Source organism: Agromyces sp. MMS24-K17, assembly GCF_043950245.1.
Lineage (GTDB): Bacteria > Actinomycetota > Actinomycetes > Actinomycetales > Microbacteriaceae > Agromyces.
The window spans coordinates 2387416-2409830 of the sequence record NZ_CP171640.1; the positions used below are offsets into that span (position 1 = coordinate 2387416).

13 protein-coding genes, 1 tRNA gene and 1 pseudogene are annotated in these 22415 nt (G+C 69.4%); 11 read left to right on the plus strand and 4 right to left on the minus strand.

The window, feature by feature from the left end:
- Nucleotides 1–59: 59 nt before the first annotated feature.
- Nucleotides 60–1799: a glycosyl hydrolase family 18 protein gene (locus ACGGZK_RS10905; protein ID WP_395242686.1), complete on the minus strand. Its 1740-nt coding sequence runs from the start codon at nucleotides 1797–1799 to the stop codon at nucleotides 60–62.
- A gap of 245 nt (nucleotides 1800–2044) precedes the next feature.
- On the opposite strand from ACGGZK_RS10905, the gene ACGGZK_RS10910 reads away from it, so the two are divergent.
- The 9 genes and pseudogenes from ACGGZK_RS10910 (at nucleotide 2045) to ACGGZK_RS10950 (ending at nucleotide 12679) form a co-directional block, all read left to right on the plus strand.
- Nucleotides 2045–2121: transfer RNA gene (locus tag ACGGZK_RS10910), tRNA-Met, on the plus strand.
- 118 nt (nucleotides 2122–2239) lie between these two features.
- Nucleotides 2240–2323 (plus strand): annotated as a pseudogene (locus ACGGZK_RS10915) (LacI family DNA-binding transcriptional regulator); the annotation flags it as partial.
- A gap of 106 nt (nucleotides 2324–2429) precedes the next feature.
- Nucleotides 2430–3236: a substrate-binding domain-containing protein gene (locus ACGGZK_RS10920; RefSeq protein ID WP_395242687.1), complete on the plus strand. Its 807-nt coding sequence runs from the start codon at nucleotides 2430–2432 to the stop codon at nucleotides 3234–3236.
- Between the two features lie 135 nt (nucleotides 3237–3371).
- Nucleotides 3372–5564 (plus strand): alpha-galactosidase, encoded by a 2193-nt coding sequence (locus tag ACGGZK_RS10925; RefSeq protein ID WP_395242688.1) that lies wholly within the window; start codon nucleotides 3372–3374, stop codon nucleotides 5562–5564.
- A complete protein-coding gene (locus ACGGZK_RS10930) occupies nucleotides 5561–6487 on the plus strand; it encodes a carbohydrate ABC transporter permease (RefSeq protein WP_395242689.1) in 927 nt (308 codons plus the stop codon). Before ACGGZK_RS10925 ends, ACGGZK_RS10930 begins: the two co-directional genes overlap by 4 nt.
- 40 nt (nucleotides 6488–6527) lie before the next feature.
- A complete protein-coding gene (locus ACGGZK_RS10935) occupies nucleotides 6528–7478 on the plus strand; it encodes a carbohydrate ABC transporter permease (RefSeq protein ID WP_395246069.1) in 951 nt (316 codons plus the stop codon).
- A gap of 101 nt (nucleotides 7479–7579) precedes the next feature.
- Nucleotides 7580–8926: an ABC transporter substrate-binding protein gene (locus tag ACGGZK_RS10940; RefSeq protein WP_395242690.1), complete on the plus strand. Its 1347-nt coding sequence runs from the start codon at nucleotides 7580–7582 to the stop codon at nucleotides 8924–8926.
- Between the two features lie 143 nt (nucleotides 8927–9069).
- Complete coding sequence (locus ACGGZK_RS10945; protein ID WP_395242691.1) at nucleotides 9070–12003, plus strand: hypothetical protein; 2934 nt, start codon at nucleotides 9070–9072, stop codon at nucleotides 12001–12003.
- Between the two features lie 49 nt (nucleotides 12004–12052).
- Nucleotides 12053–12679 (plus strand): hypothetical protein, encoded by a 627-nt coding sequence (locus tag ACGGZK_RS10950; RefSeq protein ID WP_395242692.1) that lies wholly within the window; start codon nucleotides 12053–12055, stop codon nucleotides 12677–12679.
- A 335-nt stretch (nucleotides 12680–13014) separates the two neighbouring features.
- Here the strand turns inward: ACGGZK_RS10950 and ACGGZK_RS10955 are convergent, their stop codons facing one another.
- Nucleotides 13015–13332 carry a hypothetical protein gene (locus ACGGZK_RS10955; protein WP_395242693.1) on the minus strand — a complete coding sequence of 106 codons (318 nt, stop codon included), beginning with the start codon at nucleotides 13330–13332 and terminating at the stop codon, nucleotides 13015–13017.
- Between the two features lie 653 nt (nucleotides 13333–13985).
- On the opposite strand from ACGGZK_RS10955, the gene ACGGZK_RS10960 reads away from it, so the two are divergent.
- Together ACGGZK_RS10960 and ACGGZK_RS10965 are read left to right on the plus strand one after the other, a co-directional pair.
- Nucleotides 13986–14711 (plus strand): hypothetical protein, encoded by a 726-nt coding sequence (locus ACGGZK_RS10960; protein WP_395242694.1) that lies wholly within the window; start codon nucleotides 13986–13988, stop codon nucleotides 14709–14711.
- 355 nt (nucleotides 14712–15066) lie between these two features.
- Nucleotides 15067–15354 carry a restriction endonuclease gene (locus tag ACGGZK_RS10965; RefSeq protein ID WP_395242695.1) on the plus strand — a complete coding sequence of 96 codons (288 nt, stop codon included), beginning with the start codon at nucleotides 15067–15069 and terminating at the stop codon, nucleotides 15352–15354.
- A 240-nt stretch (nucleotides 15355–15594) separates the two neighbouring features.
- On the opposite strand, the gene ACGGZK_RS10970 is transcribed toward ACGGZK_RS10965, so the two are convergent.
- Complete coding sequence (locus tag ACGGZK_RS10970) at nucleotides 15595–18261, minus strand: carboxypeptidase regulatory-like domain-containing protein (protein WP_395242696.1); 2667 nt, start codon at nucleotides 18259–18261, stop codon at nucleotides 15595–15597.
- 215 nt (nucleotides 18262–18476) lie between these two features.
- Nucleotides 18477–22286 (minus strand): glycosyl hydrolase family 95 catalytic domain-containing protein, encoded by a 3810-nt coding sequence (locus ACGGZK_RS10975; protein WP_395242697.1) that lies wholly within the window; start codon nucleotides 22284–22286, stop codon nucleotides 18477–18479.
- Between the last annotated feature and the right edge of the window lie 129 nt (nucleotides 22287–22415).

Here is a 22415-nt window from a genome sequence, read left to right on the forward strand (position 1 = left end):
TCCCGTGCACGCCGGTGGCCGGCCCGCGCAGCGGGCCGGCCACCGTCGGTCGGGCGGGATCAGCGGCAGGGGCCGACCACGTCCCACGCGCCCCACGTGACGGTGCCTGGGCGCTCGCCCTTCGTCCACCACTGGGCGACGTAGGTCACCCCGGCCCGGCTCACGCGGTCGCCCGACACGTAGACGGTCGCGGCGTCCCAGGCGGGCGCGCAGGCCACCGGGACGGGAGCGGGTGCGGTGCCGCATCCGCCGATGGCCTGCCACGGGCCGCGCGCGTCGCCGGGCGCCTGGTTGCGGGTCCACCACTTCGCCCGGTACTCGACGCCGCCGAACGACACCACGTCGCCGGCCGTGTACACCGCGGTGGCGTACCACGGCGCCGCGCACGAGGCATCCGACAGCGGGCCGGGAGCCGCCGCCCGCAGCGTGGCGCCCAGCGTGCCGCCGAGCTCGTTCCGGTAGTCGCCCGAGAGGTCCCACCACATCGCGCCGCCGTAGCCCTGCTCGGCGACCCACTCCGCCTTGGCGTTCACCGAGGCGGGGTCGTCGTAGCTCCACCACTGGTCGCCGTCGTAGCGCCACGAGGCGCCGATGACGGGGTCGAAGTGGGCGGTGCCGAGCGTGCGGAGCTGGGCGTACGTCTTCGTGCCGACGTAGCCCGCGGCGGGCTGCCAGCCGGACGAGCCATCCGTCACGCCGTACCAGCCGTGGCCGTAGGCCGCGAGGCCCGCGTTCAGCTGCGACGGGTCGGCGCCGGCGGCCTCGTACATGCCGACCGCGCCGTCGAGGCCGAGGCCCCAGTTGTGGTCGCCGTCGGGGTGCAGGTTGCCCTGGTGGCCCGTCTGGTTCGGCACCCAGCCGCCGTGGAAGTCGTAGCCCTGCACGTTCAGGAAGTCGACCGCGGCGAACAGGCGCGGGTCGAGCCATCCGCCCTGGCCCGCGTTCCAGCCGCCGGCCGGCGCGAACGCCGTCAGGAGGTAGTCCTCACCCGTCTCCGCGCCGAGGTCGTCGAGGGCGGTGCGGAACGCCTCCATCAGCAGCAGGAAGTTCTCCCTGTCCTCCGGCCGGGCGTTCGTGGTCTCGCCGCCGGTGACCGGCCACTCCCAGTCGATGTCGATGCCGTCGAAGACGCCCGCGGCCGCGCCGTCGCCGCCCTTCCCGTCGATGACGGGGAGGTCGCCGCGCAGGTACAGGTCGACGCAGCTCTCGACCAGGCGCGCGCGCCCCTCGGCGGTCGACGCCGCCTCGGAGAAGTGATCCGACCAGGTCCAGCCGCCGAGCGAGACGAGCACCTCGATGTCGGGATGCCTCGCCTTGAGCTCGCGGAGCTGGTTGAAGTTGCCCGCCAGCGCCTGGGTGGGGGAGTCGGCGACCCCGTCGACCGAGTCCGCCGCGGGCACGAGGCGCAGGAAGTCGTTCTGCGCGTCGCCCTCGCCGGGCACGTCGAGGATGTCGCACACGAGGTCGCTCGTCACGTTGCCGAACGCGTAGTTCAGGTGCGTGAGGTCGTCGATCGCGCCGGTGGCGACGAGGTCGGCGACCTCGAAGCCGCGGGTGACGGGGGCGTCGGCCATGAGGTAGCCGACGGAGCGGTAGCCGTTCAGGCCCGGCGCGGCGGCCGGGGCAGGGGAGGGCTTGCCGGCCTTACCGGAGTTGCCGCCGTTGCCGTTGCCGTTGCCGCCGGCGGCGGCTTGGGCCGGGAGGGCAGCCGCGCCGAGGAGGGCAGCGGCCGTCGCGGCCGTCGCGGCGACGGCCAGGGCCGTGCGCAGGGCGCGCGGGAGTGATCGTTGGGAGCTCATCAGGTCCTTTCGCATCGAGCGTCGTTGCATGGGTGCGGTGGTGCGATGGTTCCGATCGCCGGCGGCGCCCGGCAGGCTCGTGGCCCTCGGACGCGGGTGGTTTCGGAGAACGTATCGAGAATCCGACGGATATGGAAGGACTATTTACAAAAGAATCCTTACAAACTGGATCGGGATGCCTCGGGGAGTGGTCGCGGGCTCGATTTGGAGGCGCCCGAATGCCGTGCTAGAGTTTCTTCTTGTGCCGCGGGGTGGAGCAGCTCGGTAGCTCGCTGGGCTCATAACCCAGAGGTCGTAGGTTCAAATCCTGCCCCCGCAACCAAGTGGCACGAAGGCCCGGTCTGATTCAGACCGGGCCTTCGTCATTTCCCAGCGCTGCGCGTGCGCGTCCTCCGCGGTGCTCGCGTCGATATCCTGCTCTCGTGACTCTCGACCAACGTATGCCAGGACTCGTCGACGTCGCCGCGAAGGCCGGCGTCAGCCTCTCCACGGTGTCACGCGTGATCACGGGTCGCACGCCGGTGAGCGAGAAGCTCCGGGCGAAGGTCATGGCCGCGGTCGAGGAGCTCGACTATCGCCCGAACGCGGCGGCCCAAACGCTGGTCAGCGGGAAGCGCTCGAACGATCGCGGTGCTCGCCAGGAATACGGCGCGCTTCGGCTACGCGGCGACGCTGCAGGGCATCGAGGAGGCGGCGCGCGCGTCGGGGTACGTGGTGCTGATCGCGGTGATCGAGTCGATCGACCCGCAGGAGATCGCGCGGGCGGTCAACTCGGTCATGTCGCAGCCGCTCGCCGGTGCCATCGTGATCGAGTTCGACGAGGTCGGCAGCGCCACCCTCGACGCACTGCCCGAGGCACTGCCGGTCGTCGCGGCGGCCGGCGCGATCCGGGAGGGGAGTGCTCGACCGCACGCCTTCCTCGATGATGCCGCGGGTGGTCGTGAGGCGACTGAGTACCTGCTCGGCCTCGGGCATCGCACGGTCCACCACGTCGCGATTCCGTCGACGCGGGCGCGCAGCGGCCGTGAGTGGGGCTGGCTGCAGGCGTTGGAGGACGCCGGGGCCGAGGTGCCGCCGATCATCCGCGCGGAGTACTCGCCGACGTCGGGATACGACGCCGCGCAGCGACTCGTCGACGATCCGGATGTCACGGCGATCCTCTGCGGCAACGACGAGGTCGCGATCGGCGTCGCCCGGGCCTACCAGGAGCGCGGCCGGCGTATTCCCGACGAGGTGAGCATCATCGGGTTCGACGACCAGCCGTTCGCGCAGATGTGGTCGCCCGCGCTCACGACGGTCGCTCAGGACTTCACCGATCTCGGGCGTCGGACTTTCGGCCAGCTCGAAGCCTGGTTGGCCACGGGGGAGCGGCCCGGTGACTCGACCGCACGGCCGCGGCTGGTCATCCGCGAGAGCAGCGCGGCAGTGAATCCCTGACCGCCCTCGCTCTGCGATCTCACTCACTCCTGAACTCTCGTTGACCAACGTTTGCAGAACGCAGTTTCCGCATGCTACCGTCTGACCAACGTTTGCAGAATGCCCATCGCCGGGCACGCGGAGAGGCAATGAGGCTTGAGTATCACGACTGTCGACCGGGACCCGATCAACGCATCGGCGGCATGGCCGTCCATCGTCCGGCTCGCCGCTTCCGGCGCCGCCCTGATCCTCGCGTTCCCGACGGACGCGCTTCCGGTCGTCCTGCACTGGGGCGCCGACCCCGGTGACCTCGATGAGCGCGAGCTCCGACTCCTCGAGCAGGCGTCGCGTGCGCCGCTCGCGACGAACGGCGTCGATCGCGGCGTGAGCGTGTCGATCCTGCCCGAGGGCTGGACGGGGTGGACCGGCACGGTCGGCCTGGCCGGCCATCGCGGCGGTCGGGATTGGTCGCCGAAGTTCGTCCCGGTCACGATCTCCGTCGACGAACAACGCGCTGGCGAAGGTGGCTCGATCGTCATCGACGCGGAGGACCGCGAGGCCGGGCTCGAGCTTCGACTGGACATCCAGCAGGAGGCGAGCGGCCTCGTGCGCCTCCGCGCCGCCGTGCGGAACGTCGGGGCGTCCGGGTACTGGGTCGAGGGACTGCAGCTCGCGCTGCCCGTGCCGACCCGCGCCGATGTCCTCCACGACCTCGCCGGTCGCTGGGGCAAGGAGCGCGTGCCCCAGCAGCGCGCCTTCACCGTCGGCAGCCACCTCCGCGAGGGGCGTCACGGACGCACCGGCGCCGATGCGGCGACCCTGCTCACGGCCGGCACGACTGACCTCGACTTCGCCTCGGGCGAGGGGTGGGGCATCCACGTCGCCTTCAGTGGCAACCACCGACTCGTCGCCGAGCGCGCGTTCTCAGGCGAGCGGCTCCTGCTCGGGGGTGAACTGCTCTTGCCGGGCGAGATCGTGCTCGCGCCGGGAGAGGCGTACGAGTCGCCCTGGGTGTACGCATCGTACGGCGCGGGTCACGATGCCGTCGCCGCGCGCTTCCACGAGTACCTCCGTGCACGCCCGTCGCACCCGCAGACTCCGCGGCCCGTCGTAATGAACGTGTGGGAGGCGGTCTACTTCGACCAGGACCTCGATCGGCTGACCGAACTCGCCGACCTCGCGGCTGGAGTCGGCGTCGAGCGGTTCGTGCTCGACGACGGATGGTTCTCGACGCGGCGCGACGACACGTCGGGCCTCGGCGACTGGACGCTGTCGGAGGAGGTCTGGGGAGAGGGCCGGTTTGCTCGCCTGGTCGAGGCCGTCAGGTCGCGTGGGATGCAGTTCGGGCTCTGGTTCGAGCCTGAGATGGTGAACCCCGATTCCGACCTCGCACGCTCGCATCCCGACTGGCTGCTGCAGGTGCCGGGGCGGCTTCCCGTCGAGGCACGCAAACAGCAGGTCCTCGACCTCACGCATCCGGGGGCGTACGCGCACCTCCGCGACCAGATCTCTCACTTGGTCGCGGAGTACGGCATCGACTACCTCAAGTGGGACCACAATCGCGATCTCATCGACGCCGGCTCGACGCGAACCGGCCATGCCGGCGTGCATGAGCAGACGCTCGCGACCTACCGACTCATGGACGAGATCCGCCGCACGTTCCCTGCGCTGGAGATCGAGTCGTGCTCCTCCGGCGGTGCGCGCGTCGATCTCGGGATCCTCGAGCACACCGATCGGGTCTGGGCCTCCGACTGCATCGACGCGCACGAGCGCCAGCAGATCCAGCGGTGGACGGCGCAGCTCCTCCCGCCGGAACTGGTCGGCAGTCACGTGGGCGCCGATCGCGCTCACACCACCGGCCGGCGTCTCGACCTGCCGTTCCGGGCCGCGACCGCGCTCTTCGGGCACTTCGGCATCGAGTGGAACCTCGCCGAGGCGACCGCGGCTGAGCGTGCTCTCCTCGGCGAGTGGGTCGCCTACTACCGCGAGGTCCGCGACCTGGTGCACACCGGCACCGTGCACCGACGCTCCCTTGAGGGTGGCGACCTCTGGTTGCACGGTGCGGTCCGCCCGGACCGCAGCGAGGCGCTGTATTCGGTCACCCTCCGCGACCGGCACGTCACGTGGCCGGCGGGACGGGTGCGGCTGCCGGGACTCGACCGCGACCGCACCTATCGTGTCGTTCCCGACGGGCCGAGGGCCCGTGACGCGTTCGTCCCGCAGATCCATCCGACGTGGTGGGCGAGCGGGGTCGAATTCAGCGGGGCGCTTCTCGCGGACATCGGGCTGCCGTTCCCTGCCATGAATGTCGACGAAGCCGTCCTCGTGAAGGCGGTGCGGCTGCCATGACCGCTACCCGAGCCCTCGTCCCGATCGCACCGGGAGCCGCGAAGCGGTCCCGGCGACGCCGCGGGGACCTCCGGGTCGCCCTGTTCTTCATCGCCCCCGCCGCCATAGGCTTCGTCGCCTTCTTCCTCATCCCCGCCATCCGCGGTATCTGGTTCAGCTTCACCGACCAGAACCTGATCGGCGGTGGCGAGTTCATCGGCACCGCGAACTACGAGCGGATGTTCCAAGACGAACTGTTCTGGAACGCGCTCTGGGTGACGCTCGAGTACGTCGTGATCAACATCGGCGTGCAGACGGTCCTCGCCGTCGGCATCGCGGTGCTGATGCACCGGCTCACCCGGTCCGCCGTGATCCGCGGGATCATCCTGCTGCCGTACCTGGTGGCGAATGTGGTCGTCGCCCTCGTCTGGTTCTGGATGATGGACTACTCGACCGGCATCATCAACGTGTTCATCGACTGGCTCGGCGGCGACCGCGTCGCGTTCTTCGGCGACGAGGCCCTCGCAATCCCCACCATCGCGCTGATCAACGTCTGGCGATTCGTCGGCTACACCGCGCTGCTCATCTTCGCCGGGCTGCAGACCATCCCGTCGGAGCTCTACGAGGCGGGATCACTCGACGGGGCATCCGAGCCGCGGATGTTCCGCTCGATCACGCTGCCGCTGCTGCGGCCGGTGCTCGCGCTCGTGCTCGTGATCACCGTCGTCGGGTCGTTCCAGATCTTCGACACCGTCGCCGTCACCACCGGCGGAGGACCGATCAACTCGACCCGGGTCATCTACTACTACATCTACCAGCAGGCCTTCGAGAAGTTCGATCTCGGGTACGCCTCCGCGCTCTCCGTCTTCCTCCTGGTGGTGCTCGCGCTCATCGCGTACTTCCAGCTGAAGATCATGCGCTCCAACCAATCCGACCTGGCCTGAGGACACTCGAATGACCCTGCTCAATGGTGACGTCACCCCGATGGTCGACACCCACGCGACCGTCGCCGACGAGGTCGGCCCGCACGGCCGGACCACGCGGCGGCCGCCGCGCCGCCGCCGACCGAGCGTCGGGCGGATCCTCGCCTGGACCGCCCTCGTGGTCCTCCTGATCGTGACGCTCTTCCCCTTCTACTGGATGCTCCGCACCGCCCTCTCGACGAACACCGCGCTGTACTCGAACCCGGGCAGCCTGCTGCCCGTCGACTTCACCTGGGGCGCGTTCGAGCGCGTGTTCGGGCTCGCGACCCCGGAGGAGGCCGCTGCCGAAGGCGGCACGACCGGCTCGATCGACTTCTGGCTCTACCTGCGGAACTCGGTCATCGTCGCGACCGTGATCACCGTCGGCCAGGTGTTCTTCTCCTCGATGGCGGCGTACGCGTTCGCTCGACTCGAGTGGAAGGGCCGCGACGCCGTCTTCTTCCTCTTCCTGACCGCGCTCATGATCCCGCCGATCTTCGTCCAGCTGCCGAACTTCATCCTGATCCGCGACCTCGGACTCCTGAACACGCTCGCCGGCATCATCCTGCCGTTCTTCTTCATGACGCCGTTCGCGATCTTCTTCATGCGACAGTTCTTCCTCGGCATCAGCCGAGAGGTCGAGGAGTCCGCGAAGATCGACGGCGCCGGACACATCCGGATCTTCTTCCGCATCATCCTGCCGATGTCGACCACCCCGATCTTCACCCTCGGGCTACTCACCTACATCACCGCCTGGGGCGAGTACTTCTGGCCGCTGCTCGTCGGCCGGGCCGACGAATCCCGCGTTCTCACCGTCGCGCTCGGCATCTTCCGATCGCAGACCCCGCAGACCGGCCCCGACTGGGCCGGCCTCATGGCCGGAACCCTCATCGCCGCGCTCCCCGTCTTCATCCTGTTCGTCGCCTTCGGCCGGAAGCTCATCGACAACCTCGGCTACTCCGGCATCAAGTAACGGCCTCGATCCTCCACCCCGGGCCGCGTCCTCGCGCGGCCCGTCCATCGAAACGCACCACCGATCACCAGAAAGGTCCATCAATGCGAAACGCACCTCGCATGCGCCGCGCCGTCGCGGTCGCAGCGGTCGCCGCAGTCGCCCCCCTCGTCCTCGCCGGTTGCTCTGCAGCGGGCGACGGCGGCTCGGATGCCTCGGCCGAGACGATCACCTACTGGCTGTGGGACACGAACCAGCAGCCCGCCTACCAGCAGTGCGCCGACGACTTCGAAGCCGAATCGGGCGTCACCGTGAAGATCGAGCAGTACGGCTGGGCCGACTACTGGCAGGGCCTGACCACCGGGTTCGCCTCGGGCACCGCGCCCGACGTCTTCGCCGACCACCTCTCGTACTTCCCCGAGTTTGTCTCCCAGGGCCAGCTCCTCGACCTCTCCGACAAGGTCGAAGCCGACGGGATCGACCTCGGCATCTACCAGGATGGCCTCGCCGACCTCTGGGTCGGACAGGACGGCGGACGCTACGGCCTCCCGAAGGACTTCGACACCGTCGCGACCTTCTACAACGAGCAGATGCTCACCGACGCCGGATACACCGCCGGCCAACTCACCGACCTCGCCTGGAACACCACCGACGGCGGCACGTTCGAGCAACTCGTCGCGCACCTCACCATCGACGAGAACGGTGTCCGCGGTGACGAGGCCGGCTTCGACAAGGCGCACGTCGCGACGTATGGCCTCGCGCTCAGCGGAAACGGCCTCAACGCGAGCGGCCAGCAGACGTGGGCGCCCTACGCGCTCAGCAACGAGTGGTACTTCGGGGACCAGACCCCGTGGACCACGTCGTGGAACTTCGACGCGCCCGAGTTCGTCGACACCATGGCCTGGTACAAGGGCCTCATCGATCAGGGCTACATGCCGAGCGTCGACATCGCCCTGTCGGAGCAGGACCCGCTGAACGGCTACCTGGCCGGCCGGTACGCCCTCGTCACCGACGGCAGTTGGATGAACACCTCCTACCTCGGCCAGGACGACGTCGCCACCAAGGTCTTCCCGACCCCGGCCGGCGTCGACGGCGCCCGCGCCAGCCTCTTCAACGGCCTCTCCGATGGCATCTGGGCCGGGACCAAGAACCCCGACGCGGCCTGGTCGTGGGTGAAGTACCTCGCCTCGACCGACTGCCAGGACGTCGTCGCCGAGTCGGCCGTCGTGTTCCCCGCTATCAAGTCGTCGACGGAGCTCGCCGAGCAGGCGTTCGCCGACAAGGGCTGGGACATCAGCGCCTTCACCGTGCAGGTATCCGACGGCACCACGAAGCTCCTGCCGATCGCCGACCACTGGTCCGACGTCAACGACACCATGACCGCGACCATCGAGGCCTACCTCAAGGGATCGGTCGGTCCCGAGGCGTTCACCGAGGCGAACGACAAGGTCAACGCGCTCTTCGAGTGACCTCGCGCGTGGCCGGGCCCCTCGGGTCCGGCCATGCACCGACCGGCTCAACCGAGCCGGTCCGCTCCATCTGCTCCATCTGCTCCACCGAACAGGCCCGTCGCGACCGCGGCGGGCCACCATCCAGCACGAAGGAGTGCCTCATGGCGCTGACACCATCCCTCCTTTCGAGCCCATCGCGCACGCGAGCCAAGCGAGGCGTCGCCGCCCTCGCCGCCGCGGCCGTGATCACGACCGGCGCGATCGTCACCTCCCAGCCCGCCACAGCGGCAACAGGCGACCCACTCCGGGTCGACTTCTCGCAGTCGACCGGTGAGTTCCGCGGAGGCGCATCCGGCATGCTGTACGGCCTGAGCGACGACGGCGTGCCCACCTATGCCATCTCGGCCGGTGCGCACCCGACGAACATCACCCAGAAGGCGCCGCACGGTCAGCAGCACCCCAACGGCGACCCGCTCGAGATCGAGGACCAGTTCTTCGCTACCGGTGGCGAGTACATCATGGTCAATATCCAGGACTACTACCCGGACTGGTCGTACAACGGCGGCAAGCGCCCGACGGACTTCAATACCTACCTCGACATCGTCCGCACCGTCGTGACGTCGATCAAGACCGAGTCCGACCACCCCGAGAAGTACGTCTTCACTCCGTTCAACGAGCCCGACGGCGGCAACTGGTACAACAACTGGGGAACGATGAAGAACACGTTCCTCGCGGACTGGAAGGTCACCTACGAGACCATCCGCAGCATCATCCCCGATGCGAAGATCGCCGGGATGGGAGACACCGGCTGGCAGGCCACACGCACCCGTGACATCTTGACCTACGCGCGCGACAACCACGTCCTGCCCGACATGTTCACCTGGCACGAACTCGGCATCAACAACCTCGCGACCTATCGCTCGCACTACGACGCCTACCGCCAGATCGAACGCGACCTCGGCATCGGGCCGCTCCCCGTCAACATCACCGAATACGCGATGCGCCGCGACATGTCCGTGCCCGGGCAGATCATCCAGTGGCTCGCGATGTTCGAGGACACCAAGGTCGACGCGCAGACCGCCTACTGGACCTACGCTGGCAACCTCAACGACAACATGGCCAAGAACAACAGCGCCAACGGCGCCTGGTGGCTCCTCAAGTGGTACGGCGACCTCACCGGCGACACCGTCGCGCTCACCCCGCCCCAGCTCAACGTCGTCGACACCCTTCAGGGGATCGCGGCGATCGATGAAGACACGCGAGTTGCCACCGTCCTCTTCGGCGGCAGCAGCAGCGACGTCACGCTCGACCTCGGCACCCTCCCGCACGACGTCTTCGGCTCCGAGGTCGACATCCAGGTACGCGAGGCCGAATGGACCGGCCAGGAAGGCGAGGCCACCGCGCCGCGCATCGTCGCCGCCGACCGAGTCAGCACCGACGGCCCGATCTCCTTCACCGTGCCCAACGACGACCGGCTCTCCGCCTACCAGCTCGTCATCACCCCGGCGCTCGCTCAGGAACCGGTCGTCGACCCCACCTGGCGGACCTCCGTCGAAGCCGAGAACACCCAACTCGCCAACGTCACCGCGTACGCGCAGTCGATGGGCAACGACTGGCTGTTCGCCGCATCGGGTCAACGCGACGTCGGCAGCACCAACAAGGTGAACTCGTCGCTGACGTGGAACGTCACCGTGCCGCAGGCCGGCACCTACCGCCTCGGGGTCATCGCCGGCGTCAACGGTCCGAGCATCGGACCCGGCCAGCACGCCCTCTTCGTCGACGGCGCCTTCGCCGGAACCATCGACTACGAGGCGGGCTTCAGCTGGGGATACCGCGGCCGCGCCGAGACGCTCGTCGACCTCCCAGCGGGCGCCCACCAGCTCTCGATCCGCATGAGCAAGGACGGGACGACGCTCCTGCCGGGCTCCGACATCTCGCTCGACAAGTTCGACCTCGAACTCGTCGACGGTGCGGAGACGATGGCGTACCCGGCACTCCTTGCCCGTACCGACGGTGTGACGCGGTTCGACACCGAAGGCGTCCGCGGCAGCGTCGAACTGTCGGACGGTGATGACGCGACCTTCTACATCGCCGCGCGCACCGAGGGGTACTACGACCTGAAGCTCGATTACACCACCCCGGCGGCTGCCGACGTCGAGGTCCAAATCAACGGTCGCGAACTCGCCGGCTTCGAAGCCGACGCGGCCGGGTCCTGGCAGTCGACCGCTCGCGTTCACCTCGCGAAGGGAATCTCAGAGATCACGGTCAGCACAGGCGACGCGATCGACCTCGACCGCCTCACCACGGTCCGTGCGAACGACGGCGACACCGCGACCATCCGCATCGAAGCCGAGGACGCGACGAAGGTCCAGCTCGCCGGCGCGGCGAAGGTCCAGAAGAGCGCGCAGCCCACGAACGAGTCGGGCAGCAACGTCGGGTTCATCGGCGGAGGTGCGGCCAACACCATGACCGTCACCCGTCCCGCCGGCACCCCCGAGGGCCAGTACGACCTGTCGGTGCGATACGCGAACGCCGACCGGAACACCGGCCACGCCTACAACACCGACGTCATCAGCCGGAAGCTCGACATCACCGAGACCGGCGGGGCGACGCAGCGCGAAGCGTTCCGTCACAACTACTCGTGGAAGGGCTACTGGACGCACACCGTCGCGCTCGATCTGACCACCGCATCTGGGTCTCTGGTCTTCAGCAACGCCACCGGCAGCGCGCCGAACATCGACTGGATCGCGCTGTCACCTCTGGTGCTCGGTGAGACCGAGAACACGCGACTCGACGAGCCCGAGCGGAGCCTCGCCATCACGGCGGTCGCCACGACCCGCTGCGTAGCCGGCAAGGTCGTCGTCGCGGTTCAGGCGACCAACGCCGACGAGGTCCCGGTCGACCTCACCATCCAGACCGCGTACGGCAGCAAGGCCGGGCTCAAGGCGGCGGCCGGGAAGTCGGTCGCGCAGGCCTTCAGCAGCCGGCTCGGGGGAGTGCCCGCCGGCAGCGCGACCGTCCAAGCGTCCGGGGAACTCGATGGCACGCCGGTCACGACCGAGGTGACGGCGCCGTATACCGCAGCGACCTGCTGACGGCTCGTTCGAACGAAACCCTGATCCACGACACAGGAAGAAGCATCCGATGCCAACCAGAACCCTGCTGCTCCGCGCGTCAGCCGTGACGCTCGGCGGCGCGCTCCTCACCGGCGTGGCCGGCATGGCGGCGGCCGACGAGATCGACGGGAACGGCGTCGCCGTCCAGGTCGAGATCGCCGAGATCGACGAGCCGGGTGTGCTCGCCCTCACCGTCGCCGGCGACGCGGTCACGCTCACCGAGGACGGGTCCACCGCGACCGTCCGCCAGTTCACCGGGACCCTGCCCGAGGTCACCGTCACCGACACTCGCGACGCCGACGAGATCCCGGCCGGCGCCGGGTGGTACGTCATCGGAAGCGCGACTAACTTCGTCGGGGACGCCGGCCAACCGACGGTCGAGTCCTCCTTCCTCGGCTGGTCGCCGCACCTCGACGATCCGGACGGCACCGGGGTGGTCGCCGAGGGTCCTGAGGTGTTCTCCGAGATCGACGCCGACGGGGCACCGAACAACGTCGGCCTGGTCGGGAAGGAACTCCTTGCCCTCGCACTCGACTCCGGTGAGGCCGCCGTCACCGGGTCGTGGTCAGCGACCGCGGACCTGAAGCTGCGCGTCCCGGCTACGGTCGAGGCCGGCGGCTACACATCCATCCTCACGCTCTCTCTGTTCGAGTAGGCAGGTGCAGGGGCCGTCAGACCGGCGGCCCCTGCCTGGCAAGTTCCTAGCGTGGGTAACAGGGATCGGCGCGGCTGCGGCGACCCGCGCGTCTATCAGGAAGCGAGCTCTCGTGCCGCTCAAAACATGGCGCAGTCAGCCACGTGTATCGGGCTTGTGGCGCGCGCTTGTTGAGGGCGCCGCGGCCGTATCGGCCGCGGCGCCCTCCTGCATCTCCCGAATCGTCCTTGCAGGGCGCCACGCGTTCAACGCCAGTCGATGTAGGTCCGGATCGTATTGGGCGGGCTGCCGCGATCATGCCCACCGCCAGGCCGCGCTCTCGTGGCCCGGCGGTGTCAGCCGGGCTCGAGAACCGTTGGCGGGTTGTCGATGACGACAGGGTCGTGTGGCATCCCGAGCGGTTGCAGCACGCGGGTGTTCCCGAAGGCTGAGCGGCCTGAGGCTTCATCGCGTGCGATGACGAGGCACCGTCCCTCGGCGTGCCGGCCGGGCTCGCCTACGAGGAAGTGCCCGATCTCGTTCGTTGGGGAATCTACCTCGTACTTCTTCGGGCCGACCAGAAATGTCACGTGCACGTTGGCGTTCGGCGTGAACTCGGAGCCGTTGACGACGATCGTCGCGTGCTCTTCGTTGACCTTGATCATTGGAGCCATGGCGCGATCCTCCGCACGCACAACGCGTGCGGCAACCGTGCAAGCCCTGAGCCGCCGACCGCGACCGTATCGCCGGGCACGCGCCGGAGGCGTGCGTACTGGTGGGTCACGTTCTCACTAATGGACGAGCCGCCGAGATACGGCGAGAGCTAGGTTTGGCCCTCAGTGCTGGACGCAACGACGAGTTCACCGCAGGGGCCATTGCCAACGAGATTAGTGCCCGTCGTACCGGACTTCCCGGCAAGCCCGGTGAGGTCTGGCTTCTCGCACTGCAGACACCAAGCGGTCCGAGGTGGATGATCTCCCTAGCCGATGTATTGGTCGTTGATTGGCCGCTAGAACAAATCGAGCTAATAGAGGACGATGCCGGTCAGATCCATGGATACGGGGTGAGGTTCCCGACCTCACCGAACGACCCTGCCTAACCCGCCGAAGCCGCCCCGCTCCGATCAATCAGGGGTCATTTCCCGCGACAGGAGCCATCTGGCCGTGCCAGCCCCCGTTTTGGTGTGCCGGAATGTTTGCACCTTCGGTGCCATGACCCTCAATGATGCGGGAGGATGGCACGACGCCGCGCTGTCGTCGCTGCCGGTGGGACCCGGCTGGTGGGTGGCCAGCCCTGCGATCGTGAACCCGCGACCCAAGTAGTGGACATGGAGGAGCACGTGGGAATACTCGACGACGCTGCAGGACTGAACGAGTCGGCCGCGGAGCGTGAGCGAGCCAGGAACGCCCAGCTCGCTAGCAAGCAAGACGAACTCGACCGCTGTGTCACCGAGGTCGTCGCAGAGTTTCTCGACGCGGCGGCGCAGACCAACCTCCCGTTCAACTCCCACGATCCAGCGAAGGGTTCGTATTGGACGCTGCGAAGCTCGCTGGGATACAGCGACGGCTTCGAGGCCCCGGCTGTCGTCCGCCTCGCGCCGTCCGGGGACTGGGAGTGGATCAGTTCGCCACGTGCTGACCTTTGGGGCCCAAACCGTCCGACTGAACTCCGCAATGGCTACGTGCGCCATCTCGCACAGATGATGCAGCACCAAGCAAGGTTCGACGAGATTCGCGCAGCGCAGCTCGACTACGTGCGGTTCCTCGACGTGTGGTCCGCATGGTTCGGCCAGCTCGCTCGAGAGAACGGGATACGACCGTGGGGAGTCATCCCGAAGGCACAGCCCCTGCCCGAGAAGTGGCGATTCGGTGATCGCTATAGTCCGACGCTCTTCGTACGCCCCGACGGCATCTGGGAGCCCGCGGGAGTGGAGAACCTCGCGTTCGACTCCATGTTGCGAGTAGAAAACCTGAAGGAAAACCGTCGGAAGGAGTTCTGGGACGCGATTCGTGGCTTGAACGTGGATCGCTTGAAGCTCGCGGGACCCGAGTAACAAACGGTAGGTAGCCGAGGCGCAAGCCTGCAAGCAGGCCTCGTCGTCGTTGCATCAGGGCATCTATGGAGCGAGCGGGAGCGAGGGGTCTGGAGATCGGAGCGAGACACGCTGCCTGTCCACAGGGAGCACGTCGCGCGGTTGGCTCTTGGGAAGGTGCGCGAAGAAGCGGCGAGGGAGGTTTTCGCCATTGAGCGTGCACTCGCCGACGGGTGGGTACCGAATGGGTGGCACCTTCCGCCCGCGCCGGTCCGACAGCCGCCTCGCTGAGCCCAAGGGGGTGCCGAGCATCTCGCGTGCGAGTGGGTGCGTCACCTGGGCGTCCCGGATGCGATCGTGACACGCTACGTCGCCGATGGCGGAAGATGTCGACTCCGAGGCCGTCGTTGTTTCTGTGAAGCATCAGACGGCACCGGTTGGGTTGAAGCCGGTTCGTGAGATCGCCGGCGTAGCCGCAGCGGAGGGCAAGCGGTCCTTGGTGTTCACGTGTAGCGGCTATATCCAGCAGGCCGAGGCCTTCGCCTCGTCTGCTGGCGTCGCTCTGCTCGTGTATGACTCTCAAGCGGGCTCCCTTCGCGGTGCCAACCCAACGGGTGTGGCGTTCACGGAGGCCGGTTCACGAGCCATCCGGCGGGCGGGGTAGCGTCACAGGGGCCGCTGGAAAAAGCTGCTCCTTAGCCTGGAACGCCGATACACCGAAGCCGAAACTGCCCAGCAACCACGCGGCCTCCAGGATTTCCCAACTCCGCCACCAAGTGGCACGAAGGCCCGGTCTGATTCAGACCGGGCCTTCGTCATTTCCGCGTGCGGTCGCCCGAGTTCGCCCAGGCGGTTTCGTGCAGGTCCGTGCGCCGGCGGACCCTCGCGGGTTCATCCGTCAGCGTCAGGGCAGGATCCTCGCCGTGCCGACGCTCGCACGGACCAGTGGGTCGTATCCGGGGAGTTCGGCGGTCACGCGGAACTTGATCACCTTGTTCCGATCCGCGTCCGCCAGCACATAGGTCGTGCCGGTCGCACCGGCGATCGGGACTCCGGCCCGCAGCCACTCGTACCGAAGCACGGCATGCGCCGGTGTCCATGCGCCGGGGTCGGCCGTGAGCTGGGCGCCGACCTGCGGCGTGCCGGTGATGCTCGGCAGCACCTCGTTCGTGATGCGCCCCGGGAGCACCGTTCGGGCAGCGCTCACCTGCACCACCGTGGCGAACCCGAGCTTCGAGCCCGTGACGCGAACGGTGAGGTCGTGGCCGATGTCGTCCAGGGTGAGGTCGTACGCCGGTCCGGCCGCGCCGGGGATCTCGACGCCGTCACGCAGCCACTGGACCTGGAGGAACACGGGCGCCGGCTTCCACGTGCCCGTCGCCACGGTGAGGGCCGGGGAACCGAACCTGATCGTCCCCAGGATCCGGGGCACGGGAGCCGTGAGCGTGCCCTCCGCGACCGTGGCGGTCGGGGCGCTCACACGCACGGTCGTGGCGTAGCGGTTCTTCGACGCCGTGACGGCGAACGTGAGCCTCGACCCGACGTCGGCTCCCTCGAGCGTGTACGCCGTCGTCGTGGCTCCGGGGATCGGCACGCCGTCGCGCAACCACTGGTACGACCGCGAGGTGCTGCCGGGTCCCCAGGTCCCGACCGTCGCGACGAGCCGGACGCCGGCCACGGCGGCACCGGCGATCGTGGGCACGGGGGCGGGATCCAGCTGCGGAAGCGCGGAGGCGGGCTGGATCGTGATCGGCGGCGTACCGCGGCCCGCCGTCGCGTACCCGGGCTTGTACGCCGTCACGCCCACGTGGATGGCGGCCCCCGCGTCGGCCGCGGTCAGGAGGTACTCGGCCGAGGTAGCTCCGCCGATCTCCTCGCCGTTCCGATACCAGCGGTAGGTGAGCGTCAGCGGCTCCGGTCCCCAGGTGCCGGCGTCGATCACGAGCGTGGAGCCCGCCATCGGTGCACCGGTGATGATCGGCGTCTGCGCGTGGATGACACCCGGCTGCACGGGGTCGGTCGGGGCGCTGACCCGCTCGGTCGGCGTGTGCCCCGGCTTCGTGCCGGTGACGGCGACCGTGATGGCTGCGCCGACATCGTCGGGCGCCGGCGTGTAGGTCGTGCCGTCCGCACCTGGGATCGCGGCGCCGTTCCGTCGCCACTGCAGGGCGAGGTCGACGGGAGCCGGCCCCCACTCGCCGATTGATGCGGTGAGCAGGCCGTCGACGATCGGCGTACCCGTGACGACCGGGACCGGCGCTGGATCGAGCGGTTCCTGATCGGTGATCGGGACCGGGAGGCTCCACTGCCAGGCCCAGACGTACCCGGGCTTCACGGCCGTGACGACCGCGTGGACGCCCGCGCCCACGTCCTCCGGCCGAGGCGCGTAGCTCCAGCCGGTCTCGCCGTCGATGACATGGCCGTACCGGTACCACTGCACCTCGAGGTCGACCGGAGCGGGCCCCCACTCGCCGGGATCTGCCGTGAGCAGGCCGCCGACGGTGGGGCTGCCGGTGACGACCGGGGTGGGCTGCGGGTCGAGGACCGGGGCGGCGGGATCGTCGGACATCCCGATCTGCACCGCCGTCCACGGCGTGCCCTCGGTCAGCGGCAGCGCCACGGGCTCGGCGCCGTTGAACCACGTCGGCGCGAACACGCCGGCGTTCGCCCGCGCGAGCGCCCAGTACGTCCCCGGCGGCAACTCGGCGCGATACGAGCCGTCGGGCGCGGAGGCCACCGTCGCGACGGGCACCTCGGACTCGTCCGGAACGGTGCGGAACTCGACGGTCGCGTCGGGCACCCGCCGGCCGGTGCCGGCATGGTAGATCCACCCCGAGATCGAGTTGTCGGCCGCCGCGAGCGCGAGGTCGAACCCGGTGCGGGCGGTGTCCACCTCGAGGAACCCGGCGTACGCGCGCTTCACCTGGTGCACGGCGGTGTCCGCCTGCGCCCGGACCCAGTAGAACCCGGTCGCCAGCCCGCCGAAGGCGTACGCGCCCGAGGCATCCGCCGTCGTGGTCTGCAGGGTGACGAAGTTCCAGTTCGACAGCCAGGGCTGGTACACGTAGTCCTGCAACTGCACCGTCGCGCCGGCGATCGGCGCACCCGTCACGTTCGAGGTGATCGACCCGGCGATCGAGTTGTTCGCCGGGTTCAGGGTCACGTCGAACCCGGTGAGCTGCTCGCCGGCGACGAACGTGAAGGTCGCAGCGGCCGTGAAGTTCTGCGCGGCCGGATACCAGCGATCGCTGTATCCCGTCGGTGCGGTCACGCGGATCTTGAAGTACTCATCGGGAACCCCGCTGAGCGTGTACGCGCCGGATGCATCCGTCGCGACCGAACCCGCCGGAGAGTCCTCGCTGATGTAGTACATGAGCGTCACCACCGCGCCCTGGATGGGCGCGCCGCCGCGGTCGCGGACGGTGCCGCTGACGGTCGTCACCGGATCCGCGGAGGCCGGTGCCGGCGCCGCGAGGAGGGCGGCGAGCAGGCCCAGCATCGCGCAGAGCGCGATCGCGCGGACCTGGCGGTGAATCGACGGCGAGTCGCCGCGGGTGGTCGATCGGCCCATGTCGGGACGCTCCGCTCGCACAGCCGCCGGCGCAGCGATGCACCGACGGAAGGCGGCCTGACGTCGGGTCCGCGTCGACCGGCTGCGGTCATGCTAGACCCCGGCCGCTGATCGTGTCACGTGCGGTCGGGACGAATGGAGTGCGGGCTCCACTTCGCGCCGGCAGACGACGGGGTGGCCGCGCCTGCGCGCCGCCACCCCGCCGTGCTGGAATCTCAGCAGCCGAACGCCGCGTAGGGCGCCTCGATCGCCTGCGTCACCTCCTTCCCGTCGACGATGGCGGTGACCTCGACGGTCGCCTCACCCGCGGGGATGCTCGTCGCACGGGTCGTGAACCCGTGGAACGCGTTCTTGCCCGGGGCGATCGCCTGGAACGTGCGGTTGCCGAAGTCGGTCGCGATCGCGACGTCGATGGGCACCTCGTCCTCGTTCTTCACGGTCACGGTCGAGATGACCTTGCCGGCGACGCAGCGCGCGGCGGCCGTGGCCGTCACGTCGAGCGTCGGCGTCGCGGGCGGGAAGGCGAGCTCCTGCCAGCGGGCGACGTCGGCGGCGGTCAGCGCGCGACCGAAGATCGCGAGCCGGTCGACGCCGCCCGACTGGCGCTCGCCGCCGTCGCGGTTCGCCCCGATGTGGAGGGTGCGCGAGGTGCAGGCGTTGGCGGCCTGGTACCCGCTGATCGTCGCCGTGGCGGCCTGGGTGCCGTCGACGTAGACCGTGATGAGCCCGGTCGTCGAGAAGGTCACGGCGAGCGAGAACCAGCGCCCGGTGGGGACGACGGCCGAGGTCGTCGTGCCCACGCCGGCCGTGATGATGCGCACGTTGTTCGACGGGGTCAGGTCGATCAGGATGCCGTCGGAGTCGCTGTTCGCGGCCCGGTGGTCGAACAACCGCCGGTGGCCCGACTGGCCCGGGTCGATCTTCAACTCCGCCGCGAACGTCGACTCCTCCAAGTATCCGAGCGAGAAGGGGGAGACGCTCGTGACGTACCCGGCGCTGCTCAGCCGCCGCGCCGCGCCCGTCGGACCCTCGGCGAGGGTCGGCAGCGTGCCCTGGATGCGCCAGTCGCGGTCGAACGGCGACGCGTCGCCATCGGCGTCGCCGCCGAGGTTCCAGGCGACGAGCGTGCTCGCCGGGTCGGGCACCGGACACGGGGTCGGCGGCTTGACGGCGACGATCGTCGTCGTCGACACCGTCGCGCCGTCGCGGGTGAGCGTCGCCGTGATCGGGGACTGCCGTGACGCATTGCCGGCGCCGACCTTGACCGTGACGGTCCGCTCCGCCGACGAGCCGGCCGCGATCGGGTCGAAGTCGACGGTCGCCGGCGTCGCCGACCAGGCGGGGATGCCGGGCGCCGTGTCGGCGGGGACGCCGACCGCGACGCTCGCGCCGGTGACGGGCTCCGCGCCGATCGCCTCGACGCGCACCACGACCGGGATCTCGTCGCCGCTCACGGCCGAGGCCGGGGCGCTGATCGCGAGGGCGATCTCCGCCGTGACGGTGTAGACCTCGCCGGCCTCGCCGTCGAAGGTGGCGACGCCGTCCTCGAGCGTCGGCTCGATGATCGTGCCGTCGGCGTCCTTCAGGGTGAAGAACCCGGGCTTGAAGATCTGGTTCGCGACGCGGAGTTCGCCGTCGCGTGCCGGGGTGAGGGTGATCTCGCGCACCGAGCCGCCATTCCAGGTCGCGCCGACCTCGACGTCGCCCCGGGCCTTCAGCCCCGAGACGGAGCCGTCGGGCCACGCCGAGGGCAGCGCCGGCAGCACGTCGATGCGGCCGGCCTGGCTCTGCAGCAGCATCTCCGCGACGCCCGACGTCGCACCGAAGTTGCCGTCGATCTGGAACGGCGGGTGGTCGTCCCACAGGTTGTCGAGCGTCGAGCCCTTCAGCTGCTCGCCGAGGAGCTTGTGCGCACGGTCGCCGTCGAGCAGTCGCGCCCAGAAGTTGATCTTCCACGCCTTCGACCAGCCGGTGCCGCCGTCGCCGCGACCCTCGAGCGACGTGCGTGCGGCCGCCGCGAGCTCGGGCGTCTCGGCGGGGGAGACCGCCGAACCCGGGAAGAGCGCGTAGAGGTGCGAGACGTGCCGGTGCTGGTTGCCGGGGTTGTCGAGCGCCTGCTCGACCTTCCACTCCTTGAGCTGCCCCCACGAGCCGACCGCGAGGCCGGGGTAGACGTGGTCGAGCTTGTCGCCGAGCTCGCCGAGGTACTCGGCGTCGTCCTCGCCGACGAGGTCGGCCGCGGCGGCGGCCGAGGTCAGCACCTCGGTCACGATCTGCTGCGAGATCGACGCGCCGACCGTGAAGTCGCCCTGCTCGGGGGAGTAGCTCGGCGTGACGACGTACGTGCCGTCGGCGTCCTGCACGAGGAAGTCGATCCAGAACTCCGACACCGACTTCAGCATCGGGTAGGCGCGCTCGCGGAGGAACTCCTCGTCCTGCGTGAACAGGTAGTGCTGCCAGAAGTGCTGCGCGAGCCAGGCGGCGGCGTCGGGCTGCCAGAACGAGTAGGCGTAGTTGTGCAGGCCGGTGAACCCGTACGGGTTCGTCTCGTTGCCGACGACCCAGCCGTCGGCGCCGTACATGGAGCTCGCGGTGACGGTGCCGGCGGGCACCATCGACTCGACGTAGTCGAAGAACGGGTCGGTCGTCTCGGTCAGGTTCGTCGTCTCGGCCGGCCAGTAGTTCATCTGGAGGTTGATGTTGACGTGGTAGTCGGCGTCCCACGGCGGGTTGTTGACCCGGTTCCACACGCCCTGCAGGTTCGCGGGCAGCGATCCGGCGCGGGACGAGGAGATGAGCAGGTACCGGCCGTACTGGAAGTACAGCGACTCGAGCGCGCGGGCGCTTTCGGCGTCGATGGTGCCGCGGTAGGCGGCGAGCAGCTCGTCGGTCGGGATGTCGGGAAGCTCCGCACCGCCGAGGTCGAGGCCGACCCGGTCGAACAGCGACCGGTAGTCGTCCTGGTGGCGCTCGAGCAGGTCGTCGTAGGTGCGCGCGCTCGCCGCGTCGACCGCGGCGGTGACGGGCACGTGCGGGTTCACGCCGCTGCGGTAGCCGTCGGCGTACTCCATCGCGAAGTCGGTCGCGGCGCCGAGCACGAGGGTGACCTCGTTCGCCCCGGTGACCGTCACCGTGCCGTTGCCGTTGTTCGCGACCGTTCCGCCGTCGTTCTCGACGGCGAGCTGCGACTCGAAGCGCAGCCCGTTGTTCGAAAGCGTGCCCGACGTGGTGAGCCGGCCCGCTTCGGCGCGATGCACGACGTTGCTGCGTCCCCCGGGCAGGGCGACCTGCGCGGTGAATCCGATGCGGCCGGGCTGGTCGGCGGTCAGGCGCACGACGACGACGTCGTCGGCGGCCGAGGCGAAGTACTCGCGGGTGTAGTCGACGCCGTCGGCGGTGAAGCTCGTGGTGACGAGCGAGTCGCCGATGTCGAGCTGCCGGCGGTAGTCGGTCGCCTGGCCGATGCCGGTCATCGTCAGGTTGAGGTCGCCGAACGTCTGGTACGAGCCGAAGTTGAGCTTCGGCTTGCCGAGGAGCGTCGCGATCTCGGTCGGCGCGACCCCGCCGGTGGGGGAGGCGGCGATCCGGTCGCGCGCCTCCTGGATCGTCTGCGGCCCGCGGCCGTCGGTCCAGTTGCCGGAGTCGTAGCCGCCCTGCGCGCCGGGACCGCCCGACCAGAGCGACTTCTCGTTGAACTGGATCCGCTCGTCGACCGTGCCGCCGTACACGACGGCGCCGAGCGCCCCGTTGCCGATCGGCAGCGCCCGCTGCTCCCAGTTGCGCTGGTGGTCGCCGCTGGTCGAGAGGGCCTCGTCGAACCACACGACGTCCGGTGCGCCGGCGATGCGCTCGACCTGGTCGGGTTCCGCGGCCGCGGCCGGCATGGCCGCGGAGGCGTACAGGGGGATCGCCAGCAGGGCGGCGAGCCCCGCGGCGGTCGCGGCGCGCAGGTTGCGCGGCGATCGGGATGTCCCGGCGCGGGCGTGCGGTCGCACGTCGGCTCCGGGCGCGTGGTCTTCGGTCATCATCGGCCTCCGAACGTCGTCGTGGGCAGCGGGCTCCAGCCCGACCGCCGACACTTGTGTAGCGACGAGACATCCGATGTGTCAAGGGCTCCGAGCGTGCCGATCCGACACATCCGCACGAATTTGGGG